This window comes from Microvirga pakistanensis (assembly GCF_004458765.1).
GTDB lineage: Bacteria > Pseudomonadota > Alphaproteobacteria > Rhizobiales > Beijerinckiaceae > Microvirga > Microvirga pakistanensis.
Window position 1 is genome coordinate 406,072 of sequence record NZ_SPJX01000184.1, and the last position, 25,809, is coordinate 431,880.

Below are 25,809 nucleotides of genomic sequence, written 5' to 3' on the forward strand. Positions count from 1 at the left end.
GCCATGGTACCGGCTCGCCCTCGAACGTCATCTCCTCGCGAGGACCTACCGCAAAACCGGCGTCAGGATGCTTCTCCAGGGCATCGAGCCCGGCCCTAAGCGCACAGGGAGCAGGAGACCGTCTGCATCAAGGAAGACCAGATAGCGCCCCCAGCTCTGGGTAATCCCGGTGTTGCGGGCAACCGCCGGTGCGGCAGGACAATGCCGCACGACTGTGGTTCGTGGGTAGGACGCAGCCACCGGCCCGACAGACACTGGTGAGCCGTCGTCGACTAGGATGACCTCACGATCCGTGCATCTCTGGGCGGAGATCGTTCTCAGGGTCTGATGGAGCAACTCGGCCTGAGCGGGCGTGCCGAGATAACTGGGCAGGATGATGGAGACGAGCGGCTGGTCGCGTTCAAGGGACGGTGGGGGCACTGAGACAACTCCACCAAAACCTGCTTGAGGGGTGGAGATCAGATCGAGCGAGGAGGGCTTGACAGAACTGCCGATGTTCCTGCGATGCGCTTCGATCTGCGGATTGTCTCCTCCTGACACTCCACGGAACCTAGGTGGATGTCAGCTAAAGACAGGAATTCAAAAGCTTCCCCGAGGACCCCGGCGAGATGTGAATTCAGCGAAGCAGGAGCTCGTGGATGCCAGCCAGCGGCTGGTCAAGCGGCAGCTCACGCTTACCGGTGTGCATGACGGGCTTCCGATGAGCCTCGAGCTGCGTGCCAAGATCGCTGAGATGGCGATGGATAGGAAATACGAGGACCTTGTGAACGCCGCAGCAGACCGGCGTCAGGCCATGGGGCAACCAACAGGAGGCAACGATGAGGAAGAGGGAGACGGTGCCGATCGCGCCACAGCCGGAGAGCCCGCAAGTGCTGGCGACTTGCGGGACGTATGAGGGCCTCGTCAAGATCTTCAAGGCGCGGCGGATCTCGCTGGAGCCGTCCCAGCTCGCTCTTGAGGACCGAGCCGGCCTGGCAGGCGGCTATATTGGCAAGCTCGGAGGCGAGGCGAAGATCCACAACATGGTCGAGATCTCGCTTGACAACAATCTTCTGCGGGCACAAGTGCGATCGATGGTGAGGCAGGAGATCGGTCCCATCCGAGCTCAAGCGGGTGGCGGCGTTGGTGGCCTTGATACCGGCCAGTCAATACCAGAGGTGGGCAGTTCCTGAGGCTGCACCTCATAACTGCCCGTATCGACAATAGCGTAACAGAAATGCCGCTAAAGGACGCATCTATCACCGGAGGTTCCATATACCGGACGATGAGAGTATTCCTCGCTGCTCGAGTTCTATGCCGGCAGGAGTGCGCTCTAACGCCCGGTCGCTAACACTAACGAACTGTAGGTTAGGAAGGCTCAGCAGGGGAGACAAATCTGTAACCTTTGTTCCTCTTAGGAAAAGATATTTCAAGTTCTCCGCGGCCTGAAGCGGCGTGAGATCTGTCACCATTGTCTCGGAGAGAAAAAGAAATGACAACTGTTTGAGGCCCTGAAGCGGCGTAAGGTCGGTAACGCCTGTACGAACAAGGGACAAGTAACGGAGATCTGTCAGGTGTTGAAGTGGCGTAATATCGGTGACGCTAGCGTCACTGATTGTAAGTCGCAGTAGACCTGTGAGGCCCTTAAGTGGTGTGATATTGGTAACCATTGTGGAGTTGAGTGACAGACCTTTCAAGTTGGTGAGACTCTGAAGTGGCGTGAGGTCTGTGATGGCCGTCCCCTTGAGTGAAAGGCTTTCCAGGTTTGTGAGGCCCTGAAGCAGCCGGAGGTCATCGTTTGTAAACGCCGTATCGACGAGTGAAAGGTTTCGTAGACCTGTCATGCCTTGAAGAGGGATGAAGTCTGTGACTCTCGTTCTATCGAGTGAAAGGTTTGTCAGGCCTGTTAGCTTCCGAAGCGGCGTGAGGTCTGTGACCAACGTGTCGTTGAGTGAAATTAACTTCAGATCGGCGAGGTCCTGAAGTGGCGTGAGATTGGTGACTTTCGCCCCATCGAGGAGAAGGCCTTGCAGTCTTGTCAGTCCCTGAACGGGTGTTAGGTCAGTGACTGCCGTACCCTCTAGATTGATAACAATCCCAATCGCCTGCGCGTCAGTCGAGCTAAGCGTCGAAATAGCTGCCGATGCCTCCTTGAAAGTTGCATTGTTTATGTCGGCGGCGTGGACCTCTCGGTGTCCAGGGAAGTCGAAGGTCGTCAGCCCTTCTTGAGCGCTGATGAGAACGCCCAATCGTCCCAACGTCTGCCGCGCGGCTAACTCTGTAAGCTGCGGCGTAACATAAGCCCGTTGATAAACGATACCGCCGGCAAGCCCAGCGCCTAGGAGCAAGATCGCCGCTGCGGAAGCCAGTCGATTACGGCGCATCCGCCGCATGGGCTCCGTGGCTGTCACCCAAGTGCTGTCGAATAGTCGCGCGTAAATCCGGTTGCGGACAACAAGCCTCCCGTCTGTATTACGCTTAACCAGTCCGGACAGTTTAAGCTCAGTGTGGGTGAGGGTTGCCTGATCTTTCGCAAAGCCACCCGAAAGAATACGCTCATAGACCTGCAGCGGAGCCGCGCTACCGGTGAAGCGCTCCGCCACGAAACGCAGGATCTGCTCAATGTGCGGATCCTGGCCCAGGCGGTCGAGTTTTGAATAAACATGTTCGACAATATGATCGACGGCATTCGGCGATGTGGCCTTCTCATTGCTCAGGTCCTTGCACAATCGAGCTGTGAGATAGGGATGGCCGTTGGTCCAATAGAGAACACGCGCGAGGAGAATCTGAGCGATATCCGGATCCTGGTTGATCACACCTCTGAAGGGTGAGAGGTCGTCGCGTGTTTCGTCCAGATCGCCGAGCCAGAGCGTCTGACCTATGTTGTAAGGCGTTGTGCGCCGGTCCTTAATTAACTCGTTCGGCGTAGCGACGCCGACGAGACAGAAGACGAGGCGTTGATAGGCTGGAACGAGCGCCCGCTCATTGTACATCGAGCGCAGGCTTGTGAAGAGATCATCCGTCCAGGGGAACTTCAGTGTACTGTCGATCTCATCAAGAAAGATTGCGACATGTTGCACCGACCGCTCGAGCACGACATCGCGAAAAAAAACTGATGGATCGCTGACTTGTTGTCTCATCCGGGTGTGCGCGCCAGAAAGCCTCAATATCTAATTCCAATTTCATTTCGCGCGTAATCGCGCGGATAAGTCCTTTGAAGTAGACCTCGGCTGATGTTGCAATACCAAGCTTGGTCAGGTCGACAACAGCGAAAGACCAGCCTTCGTCAGCGAGCCTGAGTTCCGCCCGCAGCATCAGGGATGACTTCCCGACTTGGCGGGAGGAAAGAATGTTGACGTACTCACCAGATCTGAGGAGCGTATAAAGCTCCTCGTCTTCTGGACGTGAGATGTAGAGATCGCGGCTTGGGACTAGCGTTCCACCAACTTGGAGGCGCAAGCTCGTTGGCGCGACGCTCATAGCTGCGGGCCTGCCAGCATCCGCTTGAAGAAGCGTGCATAGAGGAGATTGGCCGGCACGATGCGGTCGTCTTCGCGGGTGACGAGACCGGCTCCCTTGAGACGGTAATAGGTATCGCTGCTCTCGCCGGGATCGCGGCCGCGGCGGATCACCTCGCGCATGGCCAGCTCCAGCCCGGCCGATCCGAGACGAACTAGCAGGGCCTTCAGATGATCGGAGAACGGTCCGTCATCGTCGGCGCTGGAGTCCAAGAACTTGCGGAACGTGAGGCCAGGTGTCGTGGCGAGACGGTAAAGGGCCACCCGGGTGAGATAGGGCTGCCCATGCACGAGCTCGTAAAGCTCGCGGGTTTGGGGCCCCCGACAGGGGCGCACCGTAGCGGCGGTTGAGGTCAGCAGTGTCATCGAGATCGAACGAGCCGATGCTGATGGTCTCTCCGACGTTGAAGGGCGACTGAAACTCGCGGTTTACGAGGAGATAGGGTTCAGTTGAGATGACGAGAGCGAGCCCCACCTTGCGCCAATCTGCCTGCCACCGCCGGTTATCCACTCCCGAAGCATGCCGAAGAAATCGTTCTGCCAGGTTCGACCAAGAAGGCGATCCGTTTCATCGAGGGCAAAAATCAAGGGTTCATCCAATTCCGTGAGGATGCGCATCTCGACAAGATCAGTAATGTCAGCGCCGGACTCGAGCGTGGGTATGCCCTCGCTCGAGAGACGAAGCCGCTGCAGGAGAAGCGTCGTGAAGCGCTTCAGGAAAACCGAGTACTCTGCGAGCTGCGATTCGGAGAAGCCTTGAAAGTCGACGAAGACGTGCTTGCGCGGTTTACCGTCTGGTTCAGTCAAATGGCGGACGAGGAGGCTCGACTTCCCCATTTGACGGGCCCCTTTGATGACGAGTGTCTCGCCCTCGGAGCCATGCAAGCGGTCTATGACGTCGTCAGGGGCTCGCCTCACATAGAAGGGGTCGTCGGCCCGCATCGTGCCGCTGGGACTAATGAAAGCGGTCGGGCGCGGGCGGGCCAAATCAGGCACCTCCGCAGCAGCGGGATGGTCATCGCAAGGAGGCCCTGGCTTAAGGCTACCATTGCCGATGGCTTTTAGGATCGTCGTCCTTACTCGTTCATTGTCGCTGGGTGCGCACCAGAGCTCGTATTGCAACGGATCAAGGTAAGCGCCCAACTCGTAATCGAGCGGGCCCTGGTACCGGATGCGAATGGGGAGAATGAGCGGTTTGCCGTCTTCGCTCTGGCGATGGTGCGCGAGCCGTACCTCAGCTTGTACCATCTCGCTTTGTGCTGCGTCCTCGGACAGCAGAACGATCAAGGCATCGCACCATTCGATCTGCTTCTTGATCTCTGCCGATCAGCGTGTTCCGACCGGTATTCCTGTGTCGATGAACACCTCATGCCCGGCATCGGTCAGAGCTTCACGCAAGTGCTGAGCCAGCGTCGCGTCGTCCCGAGCTTCAAGGGCATTCCGTTCTGGGTCGAGCAGGACGGAGAGGAGGGCAGGCGCAGGCTCCCAATCCACGAGTTTCCCATGCGTAACGATCCCTTCATCGAGGACCTCGGTGAAGCCGACCGGCAATACGATGTCACCGCCTACTTGGTCGGCGATCTCTCGTCGCCCGAGGCCTCCGGCCTCGTGGCTCAGCTCGCGAGCCGCGGACCCGGCCTGCTGGTGCTGCCGACCTACGGCCCCTCATGGCCTGCTGCGCCACCTTCAAGCGCGATTGGTCGAAGGACCGCCTGAACTTAATCGCCTTCAATATGCGCTTCGTCCGCGAAGGCGCGTCCTCGGCGCTCTCCTCGGTGCTGTCGCTGGCCAATCTCGCCTTTCTGGCCGTCGATGCTCTGTCCTCGGCGGTCTCCACCAGGGCCTCCGGCGCGATCAAGGTGCAGCGCCAGCCCGACCACGTGACGGCGGCGGCCGTGGACGAGTTCCGCAACGTCGTCTCTGGCATTGTCACGGGAGCGGCTGACGGCTCGGAGCGATATGCAGTAGGGTAGGGGATACGGCCCATCTCCTATGCCCGTCATCAGTTCCCGCGAGAGATCATCCGGCAGGCCGTCTGGCACTATCTCCGGTTCACGCTCAGCTATCGCGATGTCGAGGCGTTGCTGGCCGAACGTGGGCTGGAGGTGTCCTACGAGACAGTCCGGCGGTGGGTCCTCAAGGTCGGCCCTGCCTTCGCCCGCAACCTGCGTCGGCTGCGGCCTCGTTCGACAGACATCAGGCACTTGGATGAGCGGGTGGTCTCGATCCAGGGCAATCGGATGTACCTGGGGCGAGCCGTCGACAGCGAGGGCGAAATTCTCGAGGTCCTCGTGCAACCGAGGCGAGACAAGGCAGCCGCCCTGAAACTTATCCGCAAGCTGCTGAAGAAGCAGGGCTATGCTCCGATCGTGCTTGTGACCGACAAACCAGGATCCTATGGCGCCGCGCAGAGAGAGCTGGGTCTCTCAGCTCACCATGAGCGAGGCCTGCGCAAGAACAACCGGGCTGAGAGCTCACATCAAGTGGTGCGCCGACGAGAGTGGAAGATGCAAGGCTTCAAGTCGGCTGAATCAGCTCAACGCTTCCTGTCTCTCCATTGCGCCGCTTACAACGCCTTCTACCTCCAGCGCCATCTCATCTCCCGCCGCACTCTGCACCTCTTTCGAGCCGAGACCGCGAACCAATGGCAGATCGCGACCGCTGCCGCTTGAAAGGCCAATGTGCAAGCCTCCTGCTGCTCCGCTCCAGTTCCCGTGACAATGCCGAAGCGGGGGCGCTCGATCCACGTCTACTGGACAATGCAATCGCACCACCTCCATTCGTCGCTACGTTTTGATATTCCTCACATGAAATCTACTCACCCAGACATAGGAGAAGTGGCTCCCTGACCCTTGTCATTGCAGGGCGATATGTTCGACTGTCCAGTTCAACAACGGCCCTATGGGCTCCTCTAACTAGACACGATCGTGCTTGAAGGGCTGGCGAACACAGCTGCCGTCTATGAGCAACCGATCGTTTGCAGACGTCTCTCAAGCCATTGTGTTAACCAGCCGGGCAGGGAAGGCTTTCCTAGGGTCGGATCAAATGGCTTAGAATAGGGCTTCTGGAATCCTTCTACCGATCAACCCGCTGCTGGTGGTCTCTAATCAGCCTTCCATGAGGTGCCGGGGAGGGCACTTTGTGAGAGTGATCATGGGGGAATAGGTGCAACCTCATGGCAGAACGTAGAAAACGCTTATTTCAGTACGCGTGCAGCGCCATATTCTGAACCGCGCAGATAACTTATCCACTTTGGCATGAGCGTAGCTTTATACAGCTCCTGATGGATCTGGGGAAGATTGTTGCTCATCAGTGATTGAGGCCGGGGAGAGCAGGCCCCGGGCACAAGTGGGCATTCACACCATTATGGCAGCACCTCACTCCGCCTGATCATTTCGATCAGAGCAGGGGCTTTTTGCAGTCGCTGCTCCCGCCCGCATCCCCGTGTCGCAGTTGTGTCAGAGCTCGTGCTACAGAGAGGCCTCAAGACGGCTTTGTGTTTCAGATCGTTCCCCGCCGTCGCTTTGGACAATCGGACGCCATGACCCACACCAGAGCCGCAGCGGCTCAGCCTGCCGCCAAGCCTTCCTTCATTGCTCTGCTCATTGCCGCCTCAGCCGTGAGCCCGCTCGGCATCAACATGTACCTGCCCTCCATGCCGGCCATGGCACGGGCGTTTAGGGTCGACTTCGCCACCATTCAGCTGACCCTCTCGCTCTATCTCGCGGCGATGGCGATCGGACAGCTGATCATCGGTTCGCTCTCCGACCGCTTCGGCCGCCGGCCCATGCTCCTGATCGGGCTCTTCATCTTCGTGATCGGCTCATTCGTCTGCCTGACAGCGCAGAATATCGGGCTCCTGATCCTCGGGCGCGTCGTGCAGGCCATCGGCGGCTGCGCCGGGATCACGCTGAGCCGTGCCATTGTCCGCGACCTTTACGGGCGCAATCAGGTGGCCAGCATGATCGGCTATGTCACCATGGGCATGGCAGTCGCGCCCATGATCGCACCGACCATCGGCGGCGTCCTCGAAACACTCTATGGATGGCGTGCGTCCTTCATGTTCCTGATGCTGTTTGGCGGTCTGGTCCTGCTCGTCGCCTCCTGGCAGCTGCACGAGACCAACCACAACCGCAGTGCCGGAGGCTCCCCCCGGCATCTCATCCGCAGCTACCTGAGCCTTTTCGGCTCACGCCTGTTCTGGGGCTACACGCTGGCGGCCAGTTTCGTCTCGGCCGTGTTCTTCGCTTTTGTCGCAGGCGCGCCCTACGTGATGATCGAGCTGATGGGCCGCAGCCCGGCAGAATACGGCTTCTATTTCGCCATCGTGCCGAGTGGTTACATCCTGGGCAACTTCGCCTCCGGCCGGTTCGCCGGCAGGTTGGGACCGAACCGGATGATCTTGGCCGGCACGCTCGTGACCCTGGCCAGTGTCGCCGGCATGGCAGTCCCATTTGCCATGGGGAGCCTGCACCCGGCGGCTCTGTTCGCGCCGATGTTCTTCATTGGCCTGGGGAATGGACTGGTTCTGCCGAGCGGCATCGCCGGTGCGGTCAGCGTGAAGCCAGAGGTTGCGGGCGCGGCGGCCGGCCTGTCGGGCAGCATCCAGATCGGGTTCGGTGCGCTTGTTGCTCCGGTTGTGGGTGCGACCCTGGGCGCCACCGTTTGGCCGCTGATCACGATCATGGCAGTCTGTGCGCTGTTTGCACTTGCCTCGTTCGGACTGGTGGCGGATTGGCGCAGAGCAAGTCGGGCATCCAAGCTATGAGAGAGCTTGGCACAGCCTCCAAGACCCACAAGAAGAACGGGTGAAGCAACCACAGGGGACAGGCCGGAGAACGTTCGATGCAGCACTCACAGCTCATCAGTCGTCGCAGTATCCTCCGTTCTTTCGCGGCGACCAGTGCCGCGATCATGTGGCCCTTGACCGCAACCGCACAGACGGGTCCGGTTCTGACCAGGCCTGTCCCCTCGACCGGCGAGGCGCTGCCTCTGGTCGGGCTCGGCACCTGGATTACGTTCAATGTCGGGCGCGATATCGAAGCGCGGGACAGCTGTGCCGAGGTCATGCGGGCGTTCTTTGACGCCGGCGGGGGCCTGATCGATTCCTCTCCCATGTACGGCTCGTCGCAGGAGGTGATCGGCTATGGCCTGCAAAAGCTCGGTTATCCGGCCCGTCTGTTCTCGGCCGACAAGGTCTGGATCTCATCCGGTTCAGCCGGCCCAAGTCAGATCGAGCAGTCACGCCATCAGTGGAGGGTTCCTCGCTTTGACCTGCTCCAGGTCCACAATCTCCTGTCCTGGGAGGCGCACCTCAAGACCCTCGTTGCCATGAAGGCAGACGGGAAGCTGCGTTATATTGGGATTACCACCTCGGAGGGGCGTCGCCATCGCGAGTTTGAGCACGTGATGCGTCAGCATCCGCTCGACTTTATCCAGGTCACCTACAACATCCTCGATCGTGAGGTCGAAGACCGTATTCTGCCCTTGGCGGCTGAGCGCGGCATCGGGGTTATCATCAATCGCCCGTTCCGGCAGGGCTCCTTGCTTGACAGTCTCGAGCGCCATCCTCTCCCCGCCTGGGCACGGGAGATTGATGCGAGAAGCTGGGCGCAGTTCATCCTGAAGTTCATCCTGTCGCACCCGGCCGTGACCTGCGCCATTCCGGCGACGACTCGGGCGGATCACGTGCGTGAGAACATGGCGGCGGCCACTGGGCGCCTGCCGGATGCCGCCATGCGGGCCCGCATGATTGCCTACGTTGAGGGCCTCTGATGGCGGACTGGTTGTCCTACACGCCATCGGATTTCCTGCTGTTCTCAGCCCGCACCTATTACCGTCTGTTCGAGATTTACAACCGGGCAATCTGGCCCACACAGATCCTCGCTCTGCTGCTCGGCTTCCTTATCCTATGGTGGCTGTATCGCGCTGGTGCTTGGCAAGCTGCGGTGGTGATGATGATCCTTGCAGCCGGTTGGCTTTGGACGGCCTGGGCTTACCTTGTGGAGCATTACGACACGATCAACTGGGCGGCGCGTTACTTCGCCATCGCCTTTGTCATGGAGGCGCTGCTGCTGATCTGGGCAGGTGTCGTTCGGAGCCGCCTCTCGTTTCAGCCACGCAGGGACTGGATCGGCCGCACCGGAGCAGTGCTGGTTCTGTTCGCGCTCGTGGTGCAGCCGCTGATTGGCCCGCTTGTGGGTCGCGATTGGACGCAGGCCGAGATCTTTGGCATCACACCGGATCCCACCGTGCTTGCCACGCTCGGCGTTCTCCTGACCGTGGATAGGCGGTTCCCGTGGGCGCTCGCGATCATTCCACTCATCTGGTGTGCCCTCAGCGGAGCAACCCTTTGGACCATGGGCTCACCGGATGCCTGGGTTATGCCTGTGGCAACCCTTGGTGCCCTTGGATTGGCCCTTTATCGGATGTTGGCTGCGCGGGGGTAGGGTAGGGGATGGACCGGATGCCACTCCAGCCGATAAGGGGAGGGTAGCAAAGCGATTTGCATCGTGAGGCCATCGTCAGCTTAATGAACGGAGCATCTAACTTTTAATCAGAGGGTCCTGGGTTCGAGTCCCAGCGCGCTCACCATATCCCTCAATGAGTTACCGGCACATTGAGATTGTATCACGGAGTTCATCGAGTTTCCCGTGCGCACCCCGTGCACACCAGATGCATCCTTGCGCGTCCTCTCGCGGCGAAAACAGGGGTTTGAGATCTCCCTAGGGAGCGCCAAAGGCTTCAAGGACTTAGCTGAAAAGCTTGGCTGTACTGCACAGTTTTCTTCAAAGTATCTCAAAAACAAACAACGAATGGCTATTCAAGCGCAAGCGCTCAATAACGCTTCTACGGCAGGTTGCCATTCCATGCTTAGACAGGAAAATCACGCAACCCGTCCTCATCAAGCGGGCGGTGATTTCAATAAGGCCCTGCAAGGCGTTGGAGGGAATCGCGTGCGGCAAGATGAAAGCGTGGGGCTCTGCACGTAACTGATCAAACGCCCCGCCAACGACCCTGTGCGGGCTTATTCGAGCCCAACGATGTTTCCGTAACAGCGCCTTCCCATCAAGGCAGGTGATAAGCCGGTAGCCGCAAATGTCATCCGAAGGTACAGCATCGCTCGACCTTACCGATCTGGATTTTCTCGAATACTGTCATCATCGGAAAGTCTCGTGACGGTGTATTCTTGAGCTTCAAGCGGTGAAGATCAAGATGCTGACCCCTATACGTCCGTCGGATATGCTTCGCCCGTGGGTCGCCTTGTGGCTCCATGGATGGAGACGTGGGGCGCCCCCTCAAAGATACAGAAACCCGCGGACACTGTCTCTCGGGTTGAGTGGGTAATCGCTTTCTATGACCAGAGCCATGGCGGCGACCCCGGGCTCATTCAACCCGGGGATGAACAGCTGATTTAGCCGTCGCGATGCAATCTCGTTCTGGTGTGGCAGATGGACCGTCCCGTTCCCGGCAGGGGTCACGACTGTGTTTCCTAGCCCGCGCCAAGCCAAGAGGTCGCGTACGACGCGCGCACGGATCAGAAGGCTTGCGTCGCTCCATTCAGGCGGAACGAGGCATAGGCACCTCATTGCCATTCCGACAGAAAGGTCATGAGTCTGGGCGAAGCTGACGATCTTCTCGAACTCCCGTTGTTCGATCCACCATCCGCCCATGGCAACCGCCTGAGGCGAACGTCCACTTCCCCCAAAGCGAAAAATCCTCGTCGCTGCGTGAAGTTCATGCCGAACAGGGTTCAATATCCCTCCAGTCTGCGCATAGGCCAGCACACGACCGGCTGGATCCGTGATGGCATTTCGGCTGCTGAGGTTCGTCCCCATCGCGAGCAGTCGGCTTTTTGGGTCAGAAAACTCGGACGCGTTGAGGAAGGACATGAAGGCTCTCCTCCTGCATTCAAGCTGAGGATACGGGACGCTTCGAAAGTTTCCAAGTAGAATGGGAGTCGCCCGTGGAGCAGCGGACGTTTGGCGACTCCGTCGTCTACTGCGATCAAGACATTGTCGCCTTGAGCCTACCGGCCGATCACAACCGTATCGCCTTGACGCTGAAAGACCAGAAGGTCCGCCCCATCCTCGGCCTCTATCCAGTAAGTTGTTGCGTATTGGAACCAGAAGTCGAGTTCTTCACTGCTGCAGCCTGGGAGGTAGTCCCGGAGCACGCGTGGATCGTAGAATCTGAAAAGGACACGGCGTCCGTCCGGCAGGGCGACCTCCAAGCGCTTGCGGAGATGGCGCCACATCGTCCCGAAATCGGCCTGCGCCCGGAACATGATGCCCCACGACTGGCCTCGGCCTTCTGTAGCCCAGCGCTTCGTGAACGCGTCTTCTGGTTCGAGTAGCACGAGGTAGGGCGCGGCGCGCTCGATCTGCGGCTCGAGCGGCCCGGCGAAGAGGCAAGCACACGGTCGGCCTAGGGTTCGTAAATGTCCATGGAGGGAGGGATCGCGGGCGCCATCGACAATGGCGTAGAACGACGTGGATTGTGGCTTCGTCTGGCCTTGGCTCAGGAAGTGCTTGGCCGGATCGCTGGTCTCGTTCACCCGTTCTCTGCCTTCCTGGCGAGCGCCTGCTGGTAGCATTTCTCACAGAACGGCTTTCCATCCCGTGAGGCCCGCTCCAGCGCACCGAGCTGGGTTTCCGACGAGACGCCGAGCAGGTTGCCGGCCGTTTGATCGCCGGGTGCGGGCGCACCTCCGCCCGCTTGGTCTCCGATTAAAACGGTAGCGAGACCCGTAGTGATGATGCCACCGTGGGATGTGGTATCGCCGACACGAGCTGCATTCAGTCCGCCGATGAAGACGCTGGTCGAGCCCTTCACGATCAGGTCGGGTGGCCCGGCGCAAACACACATGTCGGTGATCCTTGCGGCCGGAAGACCGCCGATCAGGACGGTCGGCATGCAGGGCCCCGAGATCGGACCTCCGACATGCGGCACGACTCCGGTCACCATGGGACAGGTGTGCAGATCGGTCAAACGCGCGGCGGGCATGCCCATTCGTGGCACCTCCACTGATCGCTCACGATTATCGCCGCGTGGGGCCCGGTTATTCAAGAGATATCTAGACACCCCGAGCAGTGAGGATCTACGCTCACGGTTACGCCTCGAATTTCCGGAGGTGGGCCTGGATACTCGCGAGACATGAGCGGGCCGACGCGCATTGAGTCGGAGCAGATTGATCTGTTGGCGCGCCAGCTCCAACGGCGCCAGATCCTCGGCCATTTTCGGCGGCTCGGGATAGCAGTCGAACCCAGTGCGCTTCGCAACGTCTTCCATCTGCGCGATGCGGAGAACCGCTCTGCCCAGGTTGCCTTCCGCGACGACGGAGCTGTTCAGACTCGCTCGGCGGCTGGCCGGATCACCACCTACCGGTTCAACGCCGAGGGCGAACTGGTCGGCCGCACCGAGCCAGGCGGTCTCGTAGTGACGAGCGAGGTCGAGCCCGCAACCGGAGCGCGCAGGATCTCCCGTCAGGGATATGGCGAATTCCGCATATGCCAAGATCCTTTCGGCCTGCCGGAAGCCATTGAGTATCCGGACGGGACGTCCGTTCGCTTCGACCAGGACCGGCCGGGCGGCGAAGGGATCCACGACCAGGCTGATCAGGTGACGATCTGCGAGCGCGACGAGGATGGAGAGGTCACTGCCATCATCGACCGCAACGGCTGCCGGACGGACATGGTCGAGATCGTCGAGGAGGGACGACGGACCCTCCAGGTCACGCAGGCGGACGGGACCAGGAACGTCTTCGTGCTCGGATCCGAGGGCGGCCTGAAGGAGTGGTGGGTCAACGGTGCGTGCGTCGCGACCTATGCGATGGGAGAGGGCCCGCTTCCGGAGTCTGCAAACTTCGCCGACGGCCACTGGGTCAGGTTCGAGAAGAAGGATGGCCGGATCGTCACGGCTGAGAGCCCGAACAGCCGCGTCAGCCTCATCTATGACGCGGCAGGCCGCCTCGTGGAGGAGGACCAGAACGGGATCAAGGTCCGCTACCAGCGGGACAGGACGGGCCTACTGACCGCGATCGTTCTGCCCGACGGAGAGTGGCTCGGCTTTGCCTATGATGGCGACGGGCGCCTGGCAAAGGTGAGGGACTGGAGCGGGGCAGTGACGACGCTCGCGTGGGCCCCGACGGGCCAGATGTCCAACCTCTCGCACCCGAATGGCGTCTCGACGGCCATCCAGTCGAATCCGCTCGGCTTGGTAACCGAAGCCAGGACGACCTCGACCCGGACCGAGACGGCCGTCTGCGCGCTCGCGTACCAGTACGACGCGATGGATCGCGTGATCGCGATGACCGAGGATGGGGCGGCGCGCCATTTCCGCTACGATCCGGTGGGCCGGCTCACCGCCGTCGAGGCGCCGGACCCGGCGCTTGCAGAGGCCTGGACCCTCGACCCGATGGGAAACCGCCGGTTCGAGAATGGCGCGCCGGTCTCGGTCGATTGCATGAACCGGGTCACCGGCGGGGCGGCGGGCGCGGCGCGCTACGATGCGCTCGGGCGCACCATTGCGGTCGCGACGCCGCGGGGGCCGGCCCAGCTGAGCTACAACGGCCAGGGCCAGCTCGTCCGGGCCGAAATCGCCGGCCGCGTCGTGGCGGAGTACGCCTATGATGCGTTCGGCCGACGGATCTCGAAGAAGGTCAACGGCCGGGTCACGCGTTACCTTTGGGCCGGTCAGTCCCTCCTCTGCGAGTGGGCGGAAGGTGGGGAAGGACCTTGGACCCGACGCGACCACCTCGTCCTGCCGGACCTCTTCGTTCCCCTCGCAATGCGGGTGGACGGCCGAATCTACCGGCAGCACACGGACCACCGCGGCGCGCCTCTTGCGATGACGGACGAGTCGGGCGCGGTGGTCTGGCGCGCAAAGTCCAAGGCGTTCGGCGAGGCCGTTGTCCTGCACGCGACCGTCACAAATCCGTGGCGCCTCCCGGGCCAGTATCGCGACGACGAGACGGGCCTGCACTACAACCTCGCGCGTTACTACTACCCAAGCATGGGTCGCTACCTGACATTCGACCCAGCCTTTGACCCGAGCGGCGGCGGCAACTTCTACCTCTACGCTGCCGGCGACCCGATCAACGGCGCCGACCCCACAGGCGAGATCCTGCCGATCGTAGCCGCGATCCTCATCGGTGCGGCCATCGGTGCTGTGATGGGTGCGGCCTTCAAGGCCTGGGAGACGCGCGGACAGCCTTGGGACGCTAACCGGTGGAGCGAGATCGGCAAGGGAGCGCTGATCGGCGGCGCCATTGGCGCACTGAGCGGCGCCGTTGGGTTCGCTGTCGCAGCAGGCCTCGGGGCGGCCGGCATGACGGCGGCCGCTGGCATAGGCACAGCGATGGGTGTCGGTGCAATCGAGGGCGCCGTTACGAGTGTTGTCGAGACCTGCGCGGAAGCCGCTTACTACGACCGCGCGGTCAGCAATGAAGACCTCCTGAAGAATGCACTACTTGGGGCCGGGATGGGTGCTGTCACTGCTGGCGTTGGCGGCGTCTTCGCCGCGCGCGCAGCTCGCAAGGCGGCGCAGGAGGCTGCTGAGAAGGCTGCCAAAGAGGCGGCGGAGAAGATGGCGCAGGAGGCGGCCGAGAAAGCGGCCAAGAGGGCCCGGCTCAATAAGCACAAGGCCGATGTCGATGCCCAGAGGGCTACGTATGAGAAGAAACTGAGCGAACTCGAAGCGGCGGGCGCAAGTAGAAAGGCAAAAGCACACCCGAAAAGGAAAATCACAGAGGCTAAAGGAGAGCGTGCTGCCGCGGACCTAATAGAGAAAAATCACCCTGAGCTGGAGATGGTACAGGGTTTCAAACCTGGCACAGGCTTCGACCAAGTCTATGTAAAGAAAAACCCAGATGGCAGCGTTGCAGAGTACGTCATTGTTGAGGCGAAGGGCCCTGGCGCCACATTGAGCAAGAACGCTAAGAAGGGCGAGCAGATGTCGCAAGATTGGGTCCGCAGAACCGTGGACGAGATGAGGAACTCCAGTGACGCAGAGAAAAGAAAGCTCGGATCCGAGCTACGGGCGGCGCTTTTTACAGGATCGCCGCCCGTCCGGGGTAAGGTCATCCAAGCCGACGACCATGGGATTGGGCATGAATTGCCATGCCCAAACGGCGGTAAATATAACTGAAACGAACTGCTGCCACGTTGAACAAACCGGAGTCAGATATGGGTTTGCGCCTTAACAAAATCTCTGATGCGGTCATCAGAGAAAACCTTCTTCAAAGTATAGCATTGTTACAGAGTCTCCAAGAGACAGCGGCCCCTGAAGCTGGTCGACAACGCGAACGTCACCTTGTTTCAATTGCGGATCTGAACTTCGAGATTGGCACAATGACTTACCAGCAAGAGGGTTCTCCAGCCGAAGTCCGCGCTGCACTAGCCAAGGCGGGGCAGTACTTTTTAGAGGGCATACATGGGCGACAGCCACCAAATGCGACTGATTCACGGAATCCCTACGAGTTCGAGAAGGCAATAAGCCTAGTCGTCTGCTTCTGTGATACCTCCTTCCGGAAATCACTTGGATCATTTCGTGAGGATAAGTACAGATACCCACCGCATCTGGAGACTCAACTCTTTGGTGAGTACCTGGTTGAACTGATAAAATTTCTGAGCAGAGGCACTCTAGATGCAGAGGTCTTAGCATCTGTCATCAAACGCGCTAAGGCTGATTCGGCGTCCCGCGATGATCATGTCTTCACCCTCGCAAAGGCTCGCGGCTTGCAGGCACTCCAGGCCGGCAATGTCAGCGAGTGGGAGCGTGCGGTTGTGGAGCTCGTTGACGCGCACCGCGACGAGGCACTTAAGGGGGAGTACAAGCTTCTAGCGGACGGCTTTATCGCGCTGCCAGCCCTTATGCTTGCTCGCCTCGGAATGGAGAGAGGATATACCTGTAGGGTGAATTCACCGTACCTTCCATTTGGACTCTTGGTAGACATACCCGCATGAGTGAGACATTCTCCTACTACGTCATTGATGAGCGAAAGCTTTCAAGGAATGGCGATGGCCTAAGTGATCGGCAGCGCTTTGAGCGGTTGATTGCTGAGGTGAAGCGCTGGGGCGCGCTGTGGGCGCAGATTGAACTCGATGAACTCACATTCATGTATGCTCTCGAGGCGATTGATGCGCATGTTGGCGGAGAGAAATTCATTCCGGTCCTTACATTCAATAATTCACCTGGAAATGTGCTCGGGAATGATCCTGGCACTTCAAGCATCGGCTACTTCAACCCCGAGCAAGCAGCTGATTTAGATTTCGTGGTTTCTGACTTGTCTGGTGAAGAAATTGATGATCCCCGCGTCGACCAGGAGATCATCGAAAATGTTCTGCATGCGATACAGTTGTCGTCTAGAGAGGCGGCAAAGAGAGGGCATGCGCTGGCTGTCCTCCATGGGTAGAAAAGCCGTTTAGAGCACCGGACTGGAAATCCGACTCCCGGGGTTTTGGGCTGGTGCGATCTGTGATTCACTCTGTCGAACGGGAGGTGGATCATGGGTCACTGCTATTCTCTCGATCTTCCGGTGCGGGTGGCTGACTTCGTCGAGGCGGGCCATTCCTGCCGGGCGGCGGCCCGCCACTTTGGGGTCAGTGACAGCTGTGCCATCAAGCTGGTGCGGCGAACGCGGGACACCGGCTCGCCAGCGCCGGCCCGTCAGGGCCGTCCGCCAGGAGGCGGCAAGCTAGTGCCCTATGAGAGCTTCCTGATCCAGACCGTCGAGAGGCCTGCCATCACCATGCCCGAACTCGCCAAAAGGCTGCTGGACAAGCACGAGGTCGTCGCAGCCCCGGCGATGCTCTCGCGCTTCCTGTGCCGGTGCGGCTTCACGTTCGAATAAACAGCTGATGGCTTCGGAATGCGCACGCGCCGACGTGCGGGATGAGCGCCGGGTCTGGCACGCCCAGCGTCAGGCCCGCATGCGCGAGCAGCCGCACCGCTTGGTGTTTCTCGATGAGACCTACGTCAACACCAAGATGACCCGGCTGCGCGGGCGCTCGCGCAAAGGCCAGCGGTTGCGCATGAGCGCTCCCTTCGGGCATTGGACAACCAACACTTTCATTGCTGGGCTGCGCTGCCATGAGCTGAGCGCGCCGTGGATCATTGACGGCCCGATCACCCGGTTGGCGTTCGAGGCTTACATCGAGACACAACTCGCGCCGAGCCTGCACAAAGGCGACGTGGTGATCCTCGACAACTTAGCCGCCCACAAGAGCGAGAAGGCCGCGCAGTGTCTGAAGCAACGCGGCGCCTGGTTCCTGTTCCTGCCCCCGTACAGTCCAGACATGAACCCAATTGAGCAGGCCTTCGCCAAGATAAAGGCACACCTGCGCAAGGCCGAGGCCCGAACGTTCGACGCGCTCTGGCGCGCTCTCGGCGACATCTGCGATTTGTTTGAGCCACAGGAGTGCTGGAACTTCCTCAGGGCTGCCGGATATGCGCCCGTGTAAGCGTCCGATGCTTTAGAGCTTGTCCAAGCCTGTCCCGTCATGCTGCATTCTCTCCTCACGTAATGACTGGTAAAATTGAGCTAATGACGTCACGCAGAAGGATAAGAGTAGCGTGAGGGTTTGGCGAGCAGACGAGTCACAATAAGGGGTTGCTGGCGCTTAGTCTTGCATCTGCACACTCGCTAATCGCTGTAAGCATTGCGCTAAGCCCTGATTACCTCAAACCATGACCGACGGCCCGCGCGTACGACTTGATGCCGATCACGGGACAGCGGCCAAAATTAGTGTGGCGCTGTAAGCACAAGATAATAGGAAAACTCTAGGCGGCTCTCAGCATTCTCGCGCTGCACCCGCTCAACAGCCGACTGAAGCGCCCGCAGATATCCGTGCCCGCTCTCGGCAGCCGGACGCGTCCCAAGTGTCAACCGCTGGTCGCTCGCCAAGGCAACCACCAGATCCAGCCCATAGGGCGGACCGATCCTGGCCTTGAGCCCGCGGCCCTTGGCACCACCGACTGTTACCTTGAGGTTCGGAGCAAGTGGCTGGTCCGGTGACCCGCCGCCTGGAAGCAGATGATAGACCTGTCCATCCGACGTGAAGTAGTCCACGCGGATGTAGCTGGGGAACGTCGGCGTCACGAGCTGGAGTTCGAGCGGCATGCCGCCGGTGAAGCGGACGACGCCAGACTGGGCCGGCTGGCCGACCGCCCCCGGCCCGAAGCGCTGGTCCGTCGACTGAGCGAGCCACGGCTGCCCGAGGAAGCTCAGGACGTGGCAGTATGGTTCTCCCACCACGTAGAGGTCCCGATCCACGATTTTCCTCAACCCGGCGATCCCGGATACCTGTTCGATTAGGCGAGTCCGCTCAGCCGCCGAGCTGAGATGTCCTTTCAGCTGCACCGTCTCGCCGTCCTCGGTGACGTTAGCCTCGACGCGGCCGCACTCGAACGATTGGAGCGAGTCCTGCAACTGGCGCTGCGGGTCGGCAGTCTGCGCCGGGATGGGAAGAGGCGCGGGTACGAGCGCGACAACGTTGGGCTCGGCTACCGGTGTCGATGGTGCGATCCGAGCTGCTTCCGGCGGGTCGGCGGGCGGAACAGGGATCGGCTCGGACCCGTGCTGCGCCGGAGCGGACGACAGGGGAGCCCCAAGAGCCGTTATAGGGACCGTGTCCGGAACCACCTCGCTCGGCGACAGCGGCTGAGGCGGAGGTCCTTGACGGGGCTCAGCTACATTCGGGGCTCTGGGCGAAATCGAGTGGGGCGAGGGGCGCTCTTCCAAAAGATCCCGATCCGGCGGCGGAACGAGAAGCGGCTCGGATGGAACCGGAGTAGACAGAACGGGATCGGCAAGAGCCGTCACGCGGACTTCCTCGGGAGCAGCCTCGGTGGGCGAGAGCGGCTGAGGAGATCTTTGGCCGAGCTCCGCCGCGATCGGCGACGTAGGCAATATCGCCTGGAGCGATGTTCGGGCCTCTGGAAGGTCGTGATCCTTCGGGCCCCCCGTAACCGTCGGCGACGGTGGAACTGCGGCGGTCAGGTCCGGAAGTGCAGCGACCGCCCCATTACTCTCCGGCTTCGCCTCGGCCGCGGGGAGCAGGGGGGTGGCGGCGACAGCCTCGACCAGATTGGACGATGCGTGGACCTCGGGCAGCGCTTGAACCGGAGGAGAGCTCAGGGGCTCAGCCGCTGGCGGTGCGATGCTCGGGAGTGGGGTGGGCTCCGACGGGGCAAGAACCGCGCTCAGGTCGCTTCGGACCTTGGCCTCCGCTTCCCTGAGCGGGTGCTCGACGACCACGTCGAGGGAAATCGGCGGTGACGGGAGCGGCAGCGGGTCAGGTACCTTCGAGAGTTCGATCCATGCAACCAAGCCCATCGCATGCACCCCGAGCGCCATGACCCAGGCAGCGAGAGAGGTGCGGGGAACCTGCACACGCGGCAACTCGACGCACAGACCGGTGACCGTGATGTCGTCGGTGTTCTCCTCGTTCGTTGCAGCCGTGTCCTCGGAGGGGTCCACGAGCGGGCATCTCCGTTTTGTCTGAGCCACGGGACCGGCGGCAATTGCTGGCCACGGCAACGCGAAGCCAACCATCCTGACCCGCGGACTGTTAGTCACCTACTCCGCCGCGACGCCTTCCGCTGTGGGATCTGTCGGGGTCGCATCCGGAGCCTGACTCGCTGCCATCGTGTCGCCGGCCCACCGATATGCGAAATCTCCATTCTCGATTGTCAGGTGCACATCGGTCGATGGTTCGTTCCGGAGTGAGCGGGTGAGGAAGCCTCGCGACAGCGTGGGCAGTAGAGTGTTGGTGATGATGTTGTCGATCATCCGCCCGCCTGAGGAGGGATCGTTGCACAGGGAGACGATATGCTGCACGACCGCGTCGTCGTAGCTGAACGTCGTATCGTGGTTCTCACGAACCCGTTTGCCGATGCGATCGAGCTGCAGTCGCACGATCCCGCCGAGCATCTCGTCAGACAGCGGGAAATAGGGGATCGTCACGATGCGTCCAAGGAGCGCCGGCGGAAAAACCTTCAGGAGTTCCGGCTTGAGCGCCGCGGCTAATGCCTCGGCATCGTTCGCATAGACCGGATCCTGCGCCAGAGCCATGATCATATCCGTCCCGACATTGGACGTGAGGATGATCAGGGTGTTTCTGAAGTCGATCCGCCGCCCGGTTCCGTCCTCCATCTGACCCTTGTCGAAGACCTGGAAAAAGATCTCGTGGACGTCGGGATGCGCCTTCTCGACCTCGTCAAGGAGAATGACACTGTAGGGTTTTCGCCGCACGGCCTCGGTCAGCCGTCCGCCTTCGCCATAGCCGACATATCCGGGAGGCGCTCCCTTCAGGGTCGATACGGTGTGGGCCTCCTGGAATTCCGACATGTTGATCGTGATCATGTTCTGCTCGCCGCCGTAGAGCGCTTCAGCGAGCGCGAGCGCGGTTTCCGTCTTGCCGACCCCCGACGGGCCGCAGAGCATGAAAACCCCGATCGGCTTGTTGGGATTGTCGAGCCGCGCCCGGTTAGTCTCAATCCGTTTGGCGATCATCCGAAGGCCGTGCGACTGGCCCACGACGCGCCAGTTCAGGATCTCCGGCAGCGTCAGGACGGTTTCGACTTCATCCCGAACCATCCGGCCTACCGGAATGCCGGTCCAGTCCGAAACCACCGACGCGACAGCCTGCTCGTCGACATAGGCGTAGATCATCCGCGTCTCGGGATCGATGTCGCCGAGGGCGTCAAAGCGCTGGTGCAGTTCCTGGCGGAGTTTATCCGGGTCGGCGCTGCTCCCGTCGGAGCTCTCATCGGCCTGCCGCAGCTTCTCGCGCAGCTGACGAATTTCCTCGATGATCGCCTGTTCGGCCTGCCAGCTTTGTTCGAGCTCGGCGAGTTTGGTGCCGAGATCAGCGAGTTCGGTGTTGATCTCGGCGATGCGCGCTTCGCTGGTCCCACCGAGATCGCGCTCGGCGACGAGGCTCTCCCTTTCCTTCTCCCGGGCGGCGATGCTGCGCCGGGTGTCTTCGATCACGGCCGGGATCGCTGCTTGGCTGATCGCGACCCGCGCGCAGGCGGTGTCGAGCAGACTGACGGCCTTATCGGGCAGCTGCCTAGCCGGGATGTAGCGGTGTGATAGGTTGACGGCTGCGACGATCGCGTGATCGGCAATTCGGACTCCATGATGCTTTTCCATTGGCCCCAGGATGCCGCGCAGCATGTCACAGCACCGCGCGACGTCGGGCTCGTCGACCTGGACCGGCTGAAAGCGGCGTGTCAGCGCCGGGTCCTTCTCGAAATGCTGACGGTATTCGGCCCATGTGGTCGCCGCGATCGTGCGGAGGGTTCCCCGAGCGAGAGCCGGCTTCAGGAGGTTGGCCGCGTCGCCCGTGCCCGCCTGTCCGCCTGCCCCGATCAGCGTATGAGCCTCATCGATGAACAGGATCGTCGGGACAGGTGAGGATTGAACCTCATCGATAACGGAACGGAGGCGCTGCTCGAATTCGCCCTTCATCGAGGCGCCGGCCTGCATCAGGCCAAGATCTAGCGCGCATAGCCGGACGCCGCGAAGCGCCGGCGGCACGTCGCCCGCAGCGAGGCGCTGGGCGAATCCCTCGACGACGGCGGTCTTGCCAACGCCGGCCTCGCCCGTGAGGATCGGGTTGTTCTGCCGCCGCCGCATCAGCACGTCGATCACCAGCCGGATCTCTGCGTCGCGGCCCACGACGGGATCCATCTCGCCAGCCTTGGCTTTGGCCGTGAGGTCCTGCGAGAACCGGTCGAGAGCGGTGCTGCCCTTCGGACCTGCTGCTAGGGGCATGCTGCCCGGCCCGGAACTCTGGAGGCCCACGCTGTCGACCGGACGCAGGTTCTCCTCCTCGGAGTTCTTCCAGATCGTCCGATGCTCGGCGGTGAGCTGGTCCACGTTGATCTTGGCGAACTCCTTCGAGGCGCTCGTCAGAGCACGGCGGAGTTCCTGAGATTTGAGAGCACCGACCAGGAGATGACCTGTCCGGATCTGCGTCTCGCCGAAGAACAGGGTCGCATAGTACCAGCCGCGGTCGAGCAGGTCGACGATCGCATTCGAGATGCCGGGCATCTCCGTCTCGTTCGTTCGAAAGCCGTTGATCAGGGCTGCGAGTGCTGCGAGGACTTGGCCGCGGTCGAGATTGAAATGGTCCGCAGTGAGCGAGAGATCGCTTTGGTCGCGTTGCAGGATATGGAACAGCCAATGAGCCAGTTCCACGTTCCGATTTCCGGCACTCTTGGCATGATAGAACGCTTGGTTGAACGCCTCGTATCCGGCTCGGTTCAGCTTTCCGGTGACTGTTTCGATGTTGATGTCGGCCATTTCAAGCCCCCTGAGCTAACCCGTGCTTCGATGCGTGCGCCGGTGTCTTTGGCGCTCGGTAGGGTGGAAGCGGGCGTCGCACCGCATGCTCTCATCCGTCGCGGCCCAATCGGGTGCCAGCCAACTCGTGTAGCCGAGCTGCCCAAAGCGCCCGAGGCGGACAGGCTCGACCGCTCCGGCGGGTAGGGCCAGCTCGACATCCCAATCAAGTTGCTCGCCGAGATACAAGAATACGGCATCGGCGAGAAAATCGCATTGATTGCCGGACGGCAGGAAGCGGCAGTACGTCGTCAAGTCCCGTGTGAACAGGCGGACGCGGAACTTGTCCTGAAGACTCAGGACGCTGGCGCCCAGCATCATCGTCCCGCCGAGGTCGGTATGGCTTTGCCCCAGCCGCGTCCGATCAGCCCGCTCAAAGCAGAGCCATGATCCGACGAACTGATCGATCTCGACCTCTAGGCCGGTCAGGCCCGATAGAAAGCTCCTCAACCGCGAGGCTGACTTCGCCTGTGGGGCAAGCAGGCCGGCGAAGGCGAGCTTGTCCAGGTCGGGAACGGCGCCCAACTCATCGAACGGCGGGGAGCCGACGCCGATGAAGGAGCCGACATAGGCCGCAAACCGGTCGGCTTCCGGCCGCTCATGCTGTGCGATCGGCCGCGCATCCGCCCAAGCCCGAAAGAAGAGCTGGAGAAATCTGTGCTGGAGGATGTCCAGGAACCGCGGGAACGCGTCGTCGCGCCTGGGAGGCTGCAGCCAGCCGTAAACCTCTTCGGTGGTCGCCAGAGGGAGGGCCCCTTGAGGGCCGAGCAGCCCGAGGAACCGAACCACCACCCGGATTCGGTCCTGGGGGTCTCGATCGATGCTGCCGAGTGTCGAGGCCGGGAACGCGAGGTAAGGATCTGCTCCGAGGGCCACGAACTCGTCCTGTCGGGAGGCGCTCGCCCCGATCCGCGGCTTATCGGCAAAGCTTCGTTCGAGGCGCCGGAGGAGGGCAAAGAAGTCGTAACGCCACGGCTCGAACTCGGCCCTCTCTAGGTAAGTCACAGGGGCCTCCGTTCACCGGCCCGGGCAGGCCAGCGCATAATCTCGCCGCGTTCGGTCGAGCGGATGACCGTCTCGGTGAAATGGTTCATCGCAGCGTACTCGGCGAAGAAGCGATCGAGGACGGCACCAAGAAGAAAAGCCCCGCTTCCCTCGAAGTTTCGCTCATCGAGGGTAACCGTAATCCTGATACCGCGGGCTGCCCCGATGCCCGCGCGATGACGGACACGCCGGACCACCGCCTCACTGTCGATGCTGCGCACCCCGGAAACCTTCCGGTCGGAGCTGGCGGATGAATTGCTGAACAGGGACAGGATCTCGCGCAACGCCCGTCCATCTCGTCCGGCTCCGCGCTGGATGAGCCCGAGATGATTGAGACTCAGCATGTTGATCAGCCGCCAGGCGACGGCACCGGAATGCAGGACCTCCAATCGATTGCGGATCTGCTTGGTGACAGGTTCTCGCGGCGGCGTCGGACCCTCGACGCAGAGAATGTCGAGGGTTGTATTGTCGATCAGGCGAAAATCGGCCCCTCCCTCGCCGACGGGAAGATGCTCGGGAAGATGGCGGTTCGAGCAAAGGGCACGAATGCTGAGTTCCGCAACCTCGGGATCGGAGCCAAGCTGGGACGGCTCCAACAGACTGAGGAACACGTCGGTGCCAATATAGTCGGACGCTGAGCCGAACTGACGCTCCTGAGCCGTCCTCTGCCGCGACAGGCGACGAATGGTATAGAAGAGGCCCGAATCCGCTCTGCCGTCCCTTCGGGCCGAGTACAGCGGTTGTACCGGCACCTTCTCGCGGCCGCCGTGATAATGGGCGAAAACGGCAAGAATTCTGTGCGGCTCGAAATCAAGGGGTCGGCTGCGGTCGGGTACGATGTGATACTCGTGTTGGTTTGAGCGGACCGGAACGCGATCGGTCGACAGATCGAACAGGTTAACCGCAGGAGCGGCGTAGAGGCCGAACACCCCGGGCTGTACGGCGGCAAGCAGGCGCGGGTTGACCTCGTTGAACATGAAGAGGACATCGAAAGACCGTGTCCGTACCGTACCGAGCACCTTAGTCAAGTTCCGGATCCTGAAGCCGAGAAACTTGCGCGGCAGCAGGAAGTACTCGCGGATCAGATCGAAGCCCCGGAATAGACGCTGGTCATTCGGCAGCAGCGCCTCGTCGGGTGCGAAGCCGATTTGCTCCAAGCTTCCGGACGGCAACGGCGCCACGACGGATTTACCTTCAGGGTCGGCCCACCGGATGCAGAGGCCGGCACAACGGGCGAAGAGTTGCTCATAGAGGGCGATTGCGTCGGCCTCGGCGCCGAGGAGATGGACCGGCAGTTCCGACATGCGACAGCCCGCGACCCATGCCTCCGGAGGGGTATCTGCCTGGGTCGCCGGCGGTTCGTCCTCGGCTCGCCCAGCCACACGATGGGTGAGTCTGAGGCGCAAGCCGGCAACGACGTTGGGTCCGACTGAGGCGCCGAGGGCCTGAAGCGGGCCAGGCGTACCGTAATATTCGGCCTCCGTGATCTCGAAGGGCCAGAGCATTACGCCGGACGTGAGTCGGTAGCGACATGCCACCCGTCGCTCGCGTTCGCGGTAGGTGGCATCGATGTACGAGCCGCGTTGGATACGAACACCTTCCCGGAGGGCCGGATCGCCGTAGGGCGGAACGATTTTCGCAAGTAGCGCGGAGGGCGTCGGAGCGAGGTAGTGCGGAACGAGCTGATCGAGCAGGTTGTTGGTGAATTCGGGAAACTCATGCTTCAGCTTGAGCTGGACGCGGGCTGCGAGGAAAGCGGCTCCCTCGAGAAGCCCCAGCATCATGGGATCGAGGCGATCGTCGACGAGGCCGCCGAGGCGCTCAGCGATGCCAGGGTATTCGGCCGCGAACTCAGTGGCATGTCCCTTCAGGAGAGCTAGCTCGTTCTCGTAAAGCTCGATGAACTCCCGATTCATG

General features: G+C 61.2%; 23 protein-coding genes and 1 pseudogene. 12 read left to right on the plus strand and 12 right to left on the minus strand.

Annotated features, from left to right (window positions below; all coding sequences use genetic code 11):
- Positions 1-45 precede the first annotated feature (45 nt).
- A complete protein-coding gene (locus E4K09_RS09695; protein ID WP_166802236.1) occupies positions 46-420 on the minus strand; it encodes a glycosyltransferase family 2 protein in 375 nt (124 codons plus the stop codon).
- 398 nt (positions 421-818) lie between these two features.
- Here E4K09_RS09695 and E4K09_RS09700 point away from each other — a divergent pair, with 398 nt between their 5' ends.
- Positions 819-1,172: a hypothetical protein gene (locus E4K09_RS09700; RefSeq protein WP_134496537.1), complete on the plus strand. Its 354-nt coding sequence runs from the start codon at positions 819-821 to the stop codon at positions 1,170-1,172.
- Between the two features lie 66 nt (positions 1,173-1,238).
- Here the strand turns inward: E4K09_RS09700 and E4K09_RS09705 are convergent, their stop codons facing one another.
- The 4 genes and pseudogenes from E4K09_RS09705 to E4K09_RS09725 form a co-directional block, all read right to left on the minus strand.
- Entirely contained in the window at positions 1,239-3,059 is a 1,821-nt protein-coding gene (locus E4K09_RS09705) for a leucine-rich repeat domain-containing protein (protein ID WP_166802237.1), read from the minus strand.
- On the minus strand, positions 3,034-3,459 hold the full coding sequence (locus E4K09_RS30640) for an AAA-like domain-containing protein (protein ID WP_134496539.1): 426 nt from the start codon (positions 3,457-3,459) through the stop codon (positions 3,034-3,036). Before E4K09_RS30640 ends, E4K09_RS09705 begins: the two co-directional genes overlap by 26 nt.
- Positions 3,456-3,863 (minus strand): AAA-like domain-containing protein, encoded by a 408-nt coding sequence (locus tag E4K09_RS09715; protein ID WP_134496540.1) that lies wholly within the window; start codon positions 3,861-3,863, stop codon positions 3,456-3,458. The genes E4K09_RS30640 and E4K09_RS09715 overlap by 4 nt, the downstream gene beginning before the upstream one ends.
- Positions 3,864-3,879: 16 nt before the next feature.
- Positions 3,880-4,814: pseudogene (locus tag E4K09_RS09725) on the minus strand (AAA-like domain-containing protein); the annotation flags it as partial.
- 51 nt (positions 4,815-4,865) lie between these two features.
- Here E4K09_RS09725 and E4K09_RS09730 point away from each other — a divergent pair.
- The 7 genes from E4K09_RS09730 (at position 4,866) to E4K09_RS09765 (ending at position 10,489) form a co-directional block, all read left to right on the plus strand.
- Entirely contained in the window at positions 4,866-5,213 is a 348-nt protein-coding gene (locus E4K09_RS09730; protein WP_166802241.1) for a DNA circularization N-terminal domain-containing protein, read from the plus strand.
- Between the two features lie 17 nt (positions 5,214-5,230).
- Positions 5,231-5,470, plus strand: coding sequence for a hypothetical protein (locus tag E4K09_RS09735; RefSeq protein ID WP_134496543.1), 240 nt, complete (start codon positions 5,231-5,233; stop codon positions 5,468-5,470).
- 3 nt (positions 5,471-5,473) lie between these two features.
- Positions 5,474-6,169 (plus strand): IS6 family transposase, encoded by a 696-nt coding sequence (locus tag E4K09_RS09740; RefSeq protein ID WP_134496544.1) that lies wholly within the window; start codon positions 5,474-5,476, stop codon positions 6,167-6,169.
- An 869-nt stretch (positions 6,170-7,038) separates the two neighbouring features.
- Positions 7,039-8,265, plus strand: coding sequence for a multidrug effflux MFS transporter (locus E4K09_RS09745; RefSeq protein WP_134496545.1), 1,227 nt, complete (start codon positions 7,039-7,041; stop codon positions 8,263-8,265).
- Between the two features lie 77 nt (positions 8,266-8,342).
- On the plus strand, positions 8,343-9,272 hold the full coding sequence (locus E4K09_RS09750) for an aldo/keto reductase (protein ID WP_134496546.1): 930 nt from the start codon (positions 8,343-8,345) through the stop codon (positions 9,270-9,272).
- On the plus strand, positions 9,272-9,946 hold the full coding sequence (locus E4K09_RS09755; protein ID WP_134496547.1) for a DUF6064 family protein: 675 nt from the start codon (positions 9,272-9,274) through the stop codon (positions 9,944-9,946). The genes E4K09_RS09750 and E4K09_RS09755 overlap by 1 nt, the downstream gene beginning before the upstream one ends.
- Before the next feature lie 234 nt (positions 9,947-10,180).
- Positions 10,181-10,489 (plus strand): hypothetical protein, encoded by a 309-nt coding sequence (locus tag E4K09_RS09765; RefSeq protein WP_134496548.1) that lies wholly within the window; start codon positions 10,181-10,183, stop codon positions 10,487-10,489.
- Between the two features lie 306 nt (positions 10,490-10,795).
- Here E4K09_RS09765 and E4K09_RS09770 read toward each other — a convergent pair whose 3' ends face one another.
- The 3 genes from E4K09_RS09770 to E4K09_RS09780 form a co-directional block, all read right to left on the minus strand.
- Entirely contained in the window at positions 10,796-11,389 is a 594-nt protein-coding gene (locus E4K09_RS09770) for a hypothetical protein (protein WP_134496549.1), read from the minus strand.
- A 137-nt stretch (positions 11,390-11,526) separates the two neighbouring features.
- Positions 11,527-12,054, minus strand: a complete 528-nt coding sequence (locus E4K09_RS09775) for a DUF4123 domain-containing protein (RefSeq protein ID WP_166802242.1) — start codon at positions 12,052-12,054, stop codon at positions 11,527-11,529.
- Entirely contained in the window at positions 12,051-12,509 is a 459-nt protein-coding gene (locus E4K09_RS09780; RefSeq protein ID WP_134496551.1) for a PAAR domain-containing protein, read from the minus strand. Before E4K09_RS09780 ends, E4K09_RS09775 begins: the two co-directional genes overlap by 4 nt.
- 144 nt (positions 12,510-12,653) lie before the next feature.
- Between E4K09_RS09780 and E4K09_RS09785 the strand changes: the two genes are divergently transcribed.
- From E4K09_RS09785 to E4K09_RS09800, 4 genes are all read left to right on the plus strand, one after another.
- The gene (locus E4K09_RS09785) at positions 12,654-15,644 is read left to right on the plus strand and encodes an RHS repeat-associated core domain-containing protein (protein ID WP_134496552.1); all 2,991 of its coding nucleotides are present in this window, start codon (positions 12,654-12,656) and stop codon (positions 15,642-15,644) included.
- A 38-nt stretch (positions 15,645-15,682) separates the two neighbouring features.
- Complete coding sequence (locus E4K09_RS09790) at positions 15,683-16,462, plus strand: Imm49 family immunity protein (protein ID WP_134496553.1); 780 nt, start codon at positions 15,683-15,685, stop codon at positions 16,460-16,462.
- A complete protein-coding gene (locus E4K09_RS09795; protein ID WP_134496554.1) occupies positions 16,459-16,911 on the plus strand; it encodes a hypothetical protein in 453 nt (150 codons plus the stop codon). The genes E4K09_RS09790 and E4K09_RS09795 overlap by 4 nt, the downstream gene beginning before the upstream one ends.
- Positions 16,912-17,004: 93 nt before the next feature.
- A protein-coding gene (locus E4K09_RS09800) for an IS630 family transposase (protein ID WP_244610426.1) occupies positions 17,005-17,959 on the plus strand; the annotation gives its coding sequence in 2 pieces (ribosomal slippage) (positions 17,005-17,346 and positions 17,348-17,959; 954 coding nt in all).
- A 281-nt stretch (positions 17,960-18,240) separates the two neighbouring features.
- On the opposite strand, the gene E4K09_RS09805 is transcribed toward E4K09_RS09800, so the two are convergent.
- The 4 genes from E4K09_RS09805 to tssF form a co-directional block, all read right to left on the minus strand.
- Positions 18,241-19,977: a DUF4384 domain-containing protein gene (locus E4K09_RS09805; protein ID WP_166802243.1), complete on the minus strand. Its 1,737-nt coding sequence runs from the start codon at positions 19,975-19,977 to the stop codon at positions 18,241-18,243.
- Positions 19,978-20,076: 99 nt separating this feature from the next.
- Positions 20,077-22,809 carry a type VI secretion system ATPase TssH gene (gene tssH, locus E4K09_RS09810; RefSeq protein WP_134496556.1) on the minus strand — a complete coding sequence of 911 codons (2,733 nt, stop codon included), beginning with the start codon at positions 22,807-22,809 and terminating at the stop codon, positions 20,077-20,079.
- A 15-nt stretch (positions 22,810-22,824) separates the two neighbouring features.
- Entirely contained in the window at positions 22,825-23,853 is a 1,029-nt protein-coding gene (gene tssG / locus E4K09_RS09815; protein WP_134496557.1) for a type VI secretion system baseplate subunit TssG, read from the minus strand.
- Entirely contained in the window at positions 23,850-25,808 is a 1,959-nt protein-coding gene (gene tssF / locus E4K09_RS09820; RefSeq protein WP_134496558.1) for a type VI secretion system baseplate subunit TssF, read from the minus strand. The genes tssG and tssF overlap by 4 nt, the downstream gene beginning before the upstream one ends.
- Between the last annotated feature and the right edge of the window lies 1 nt (position 25,809).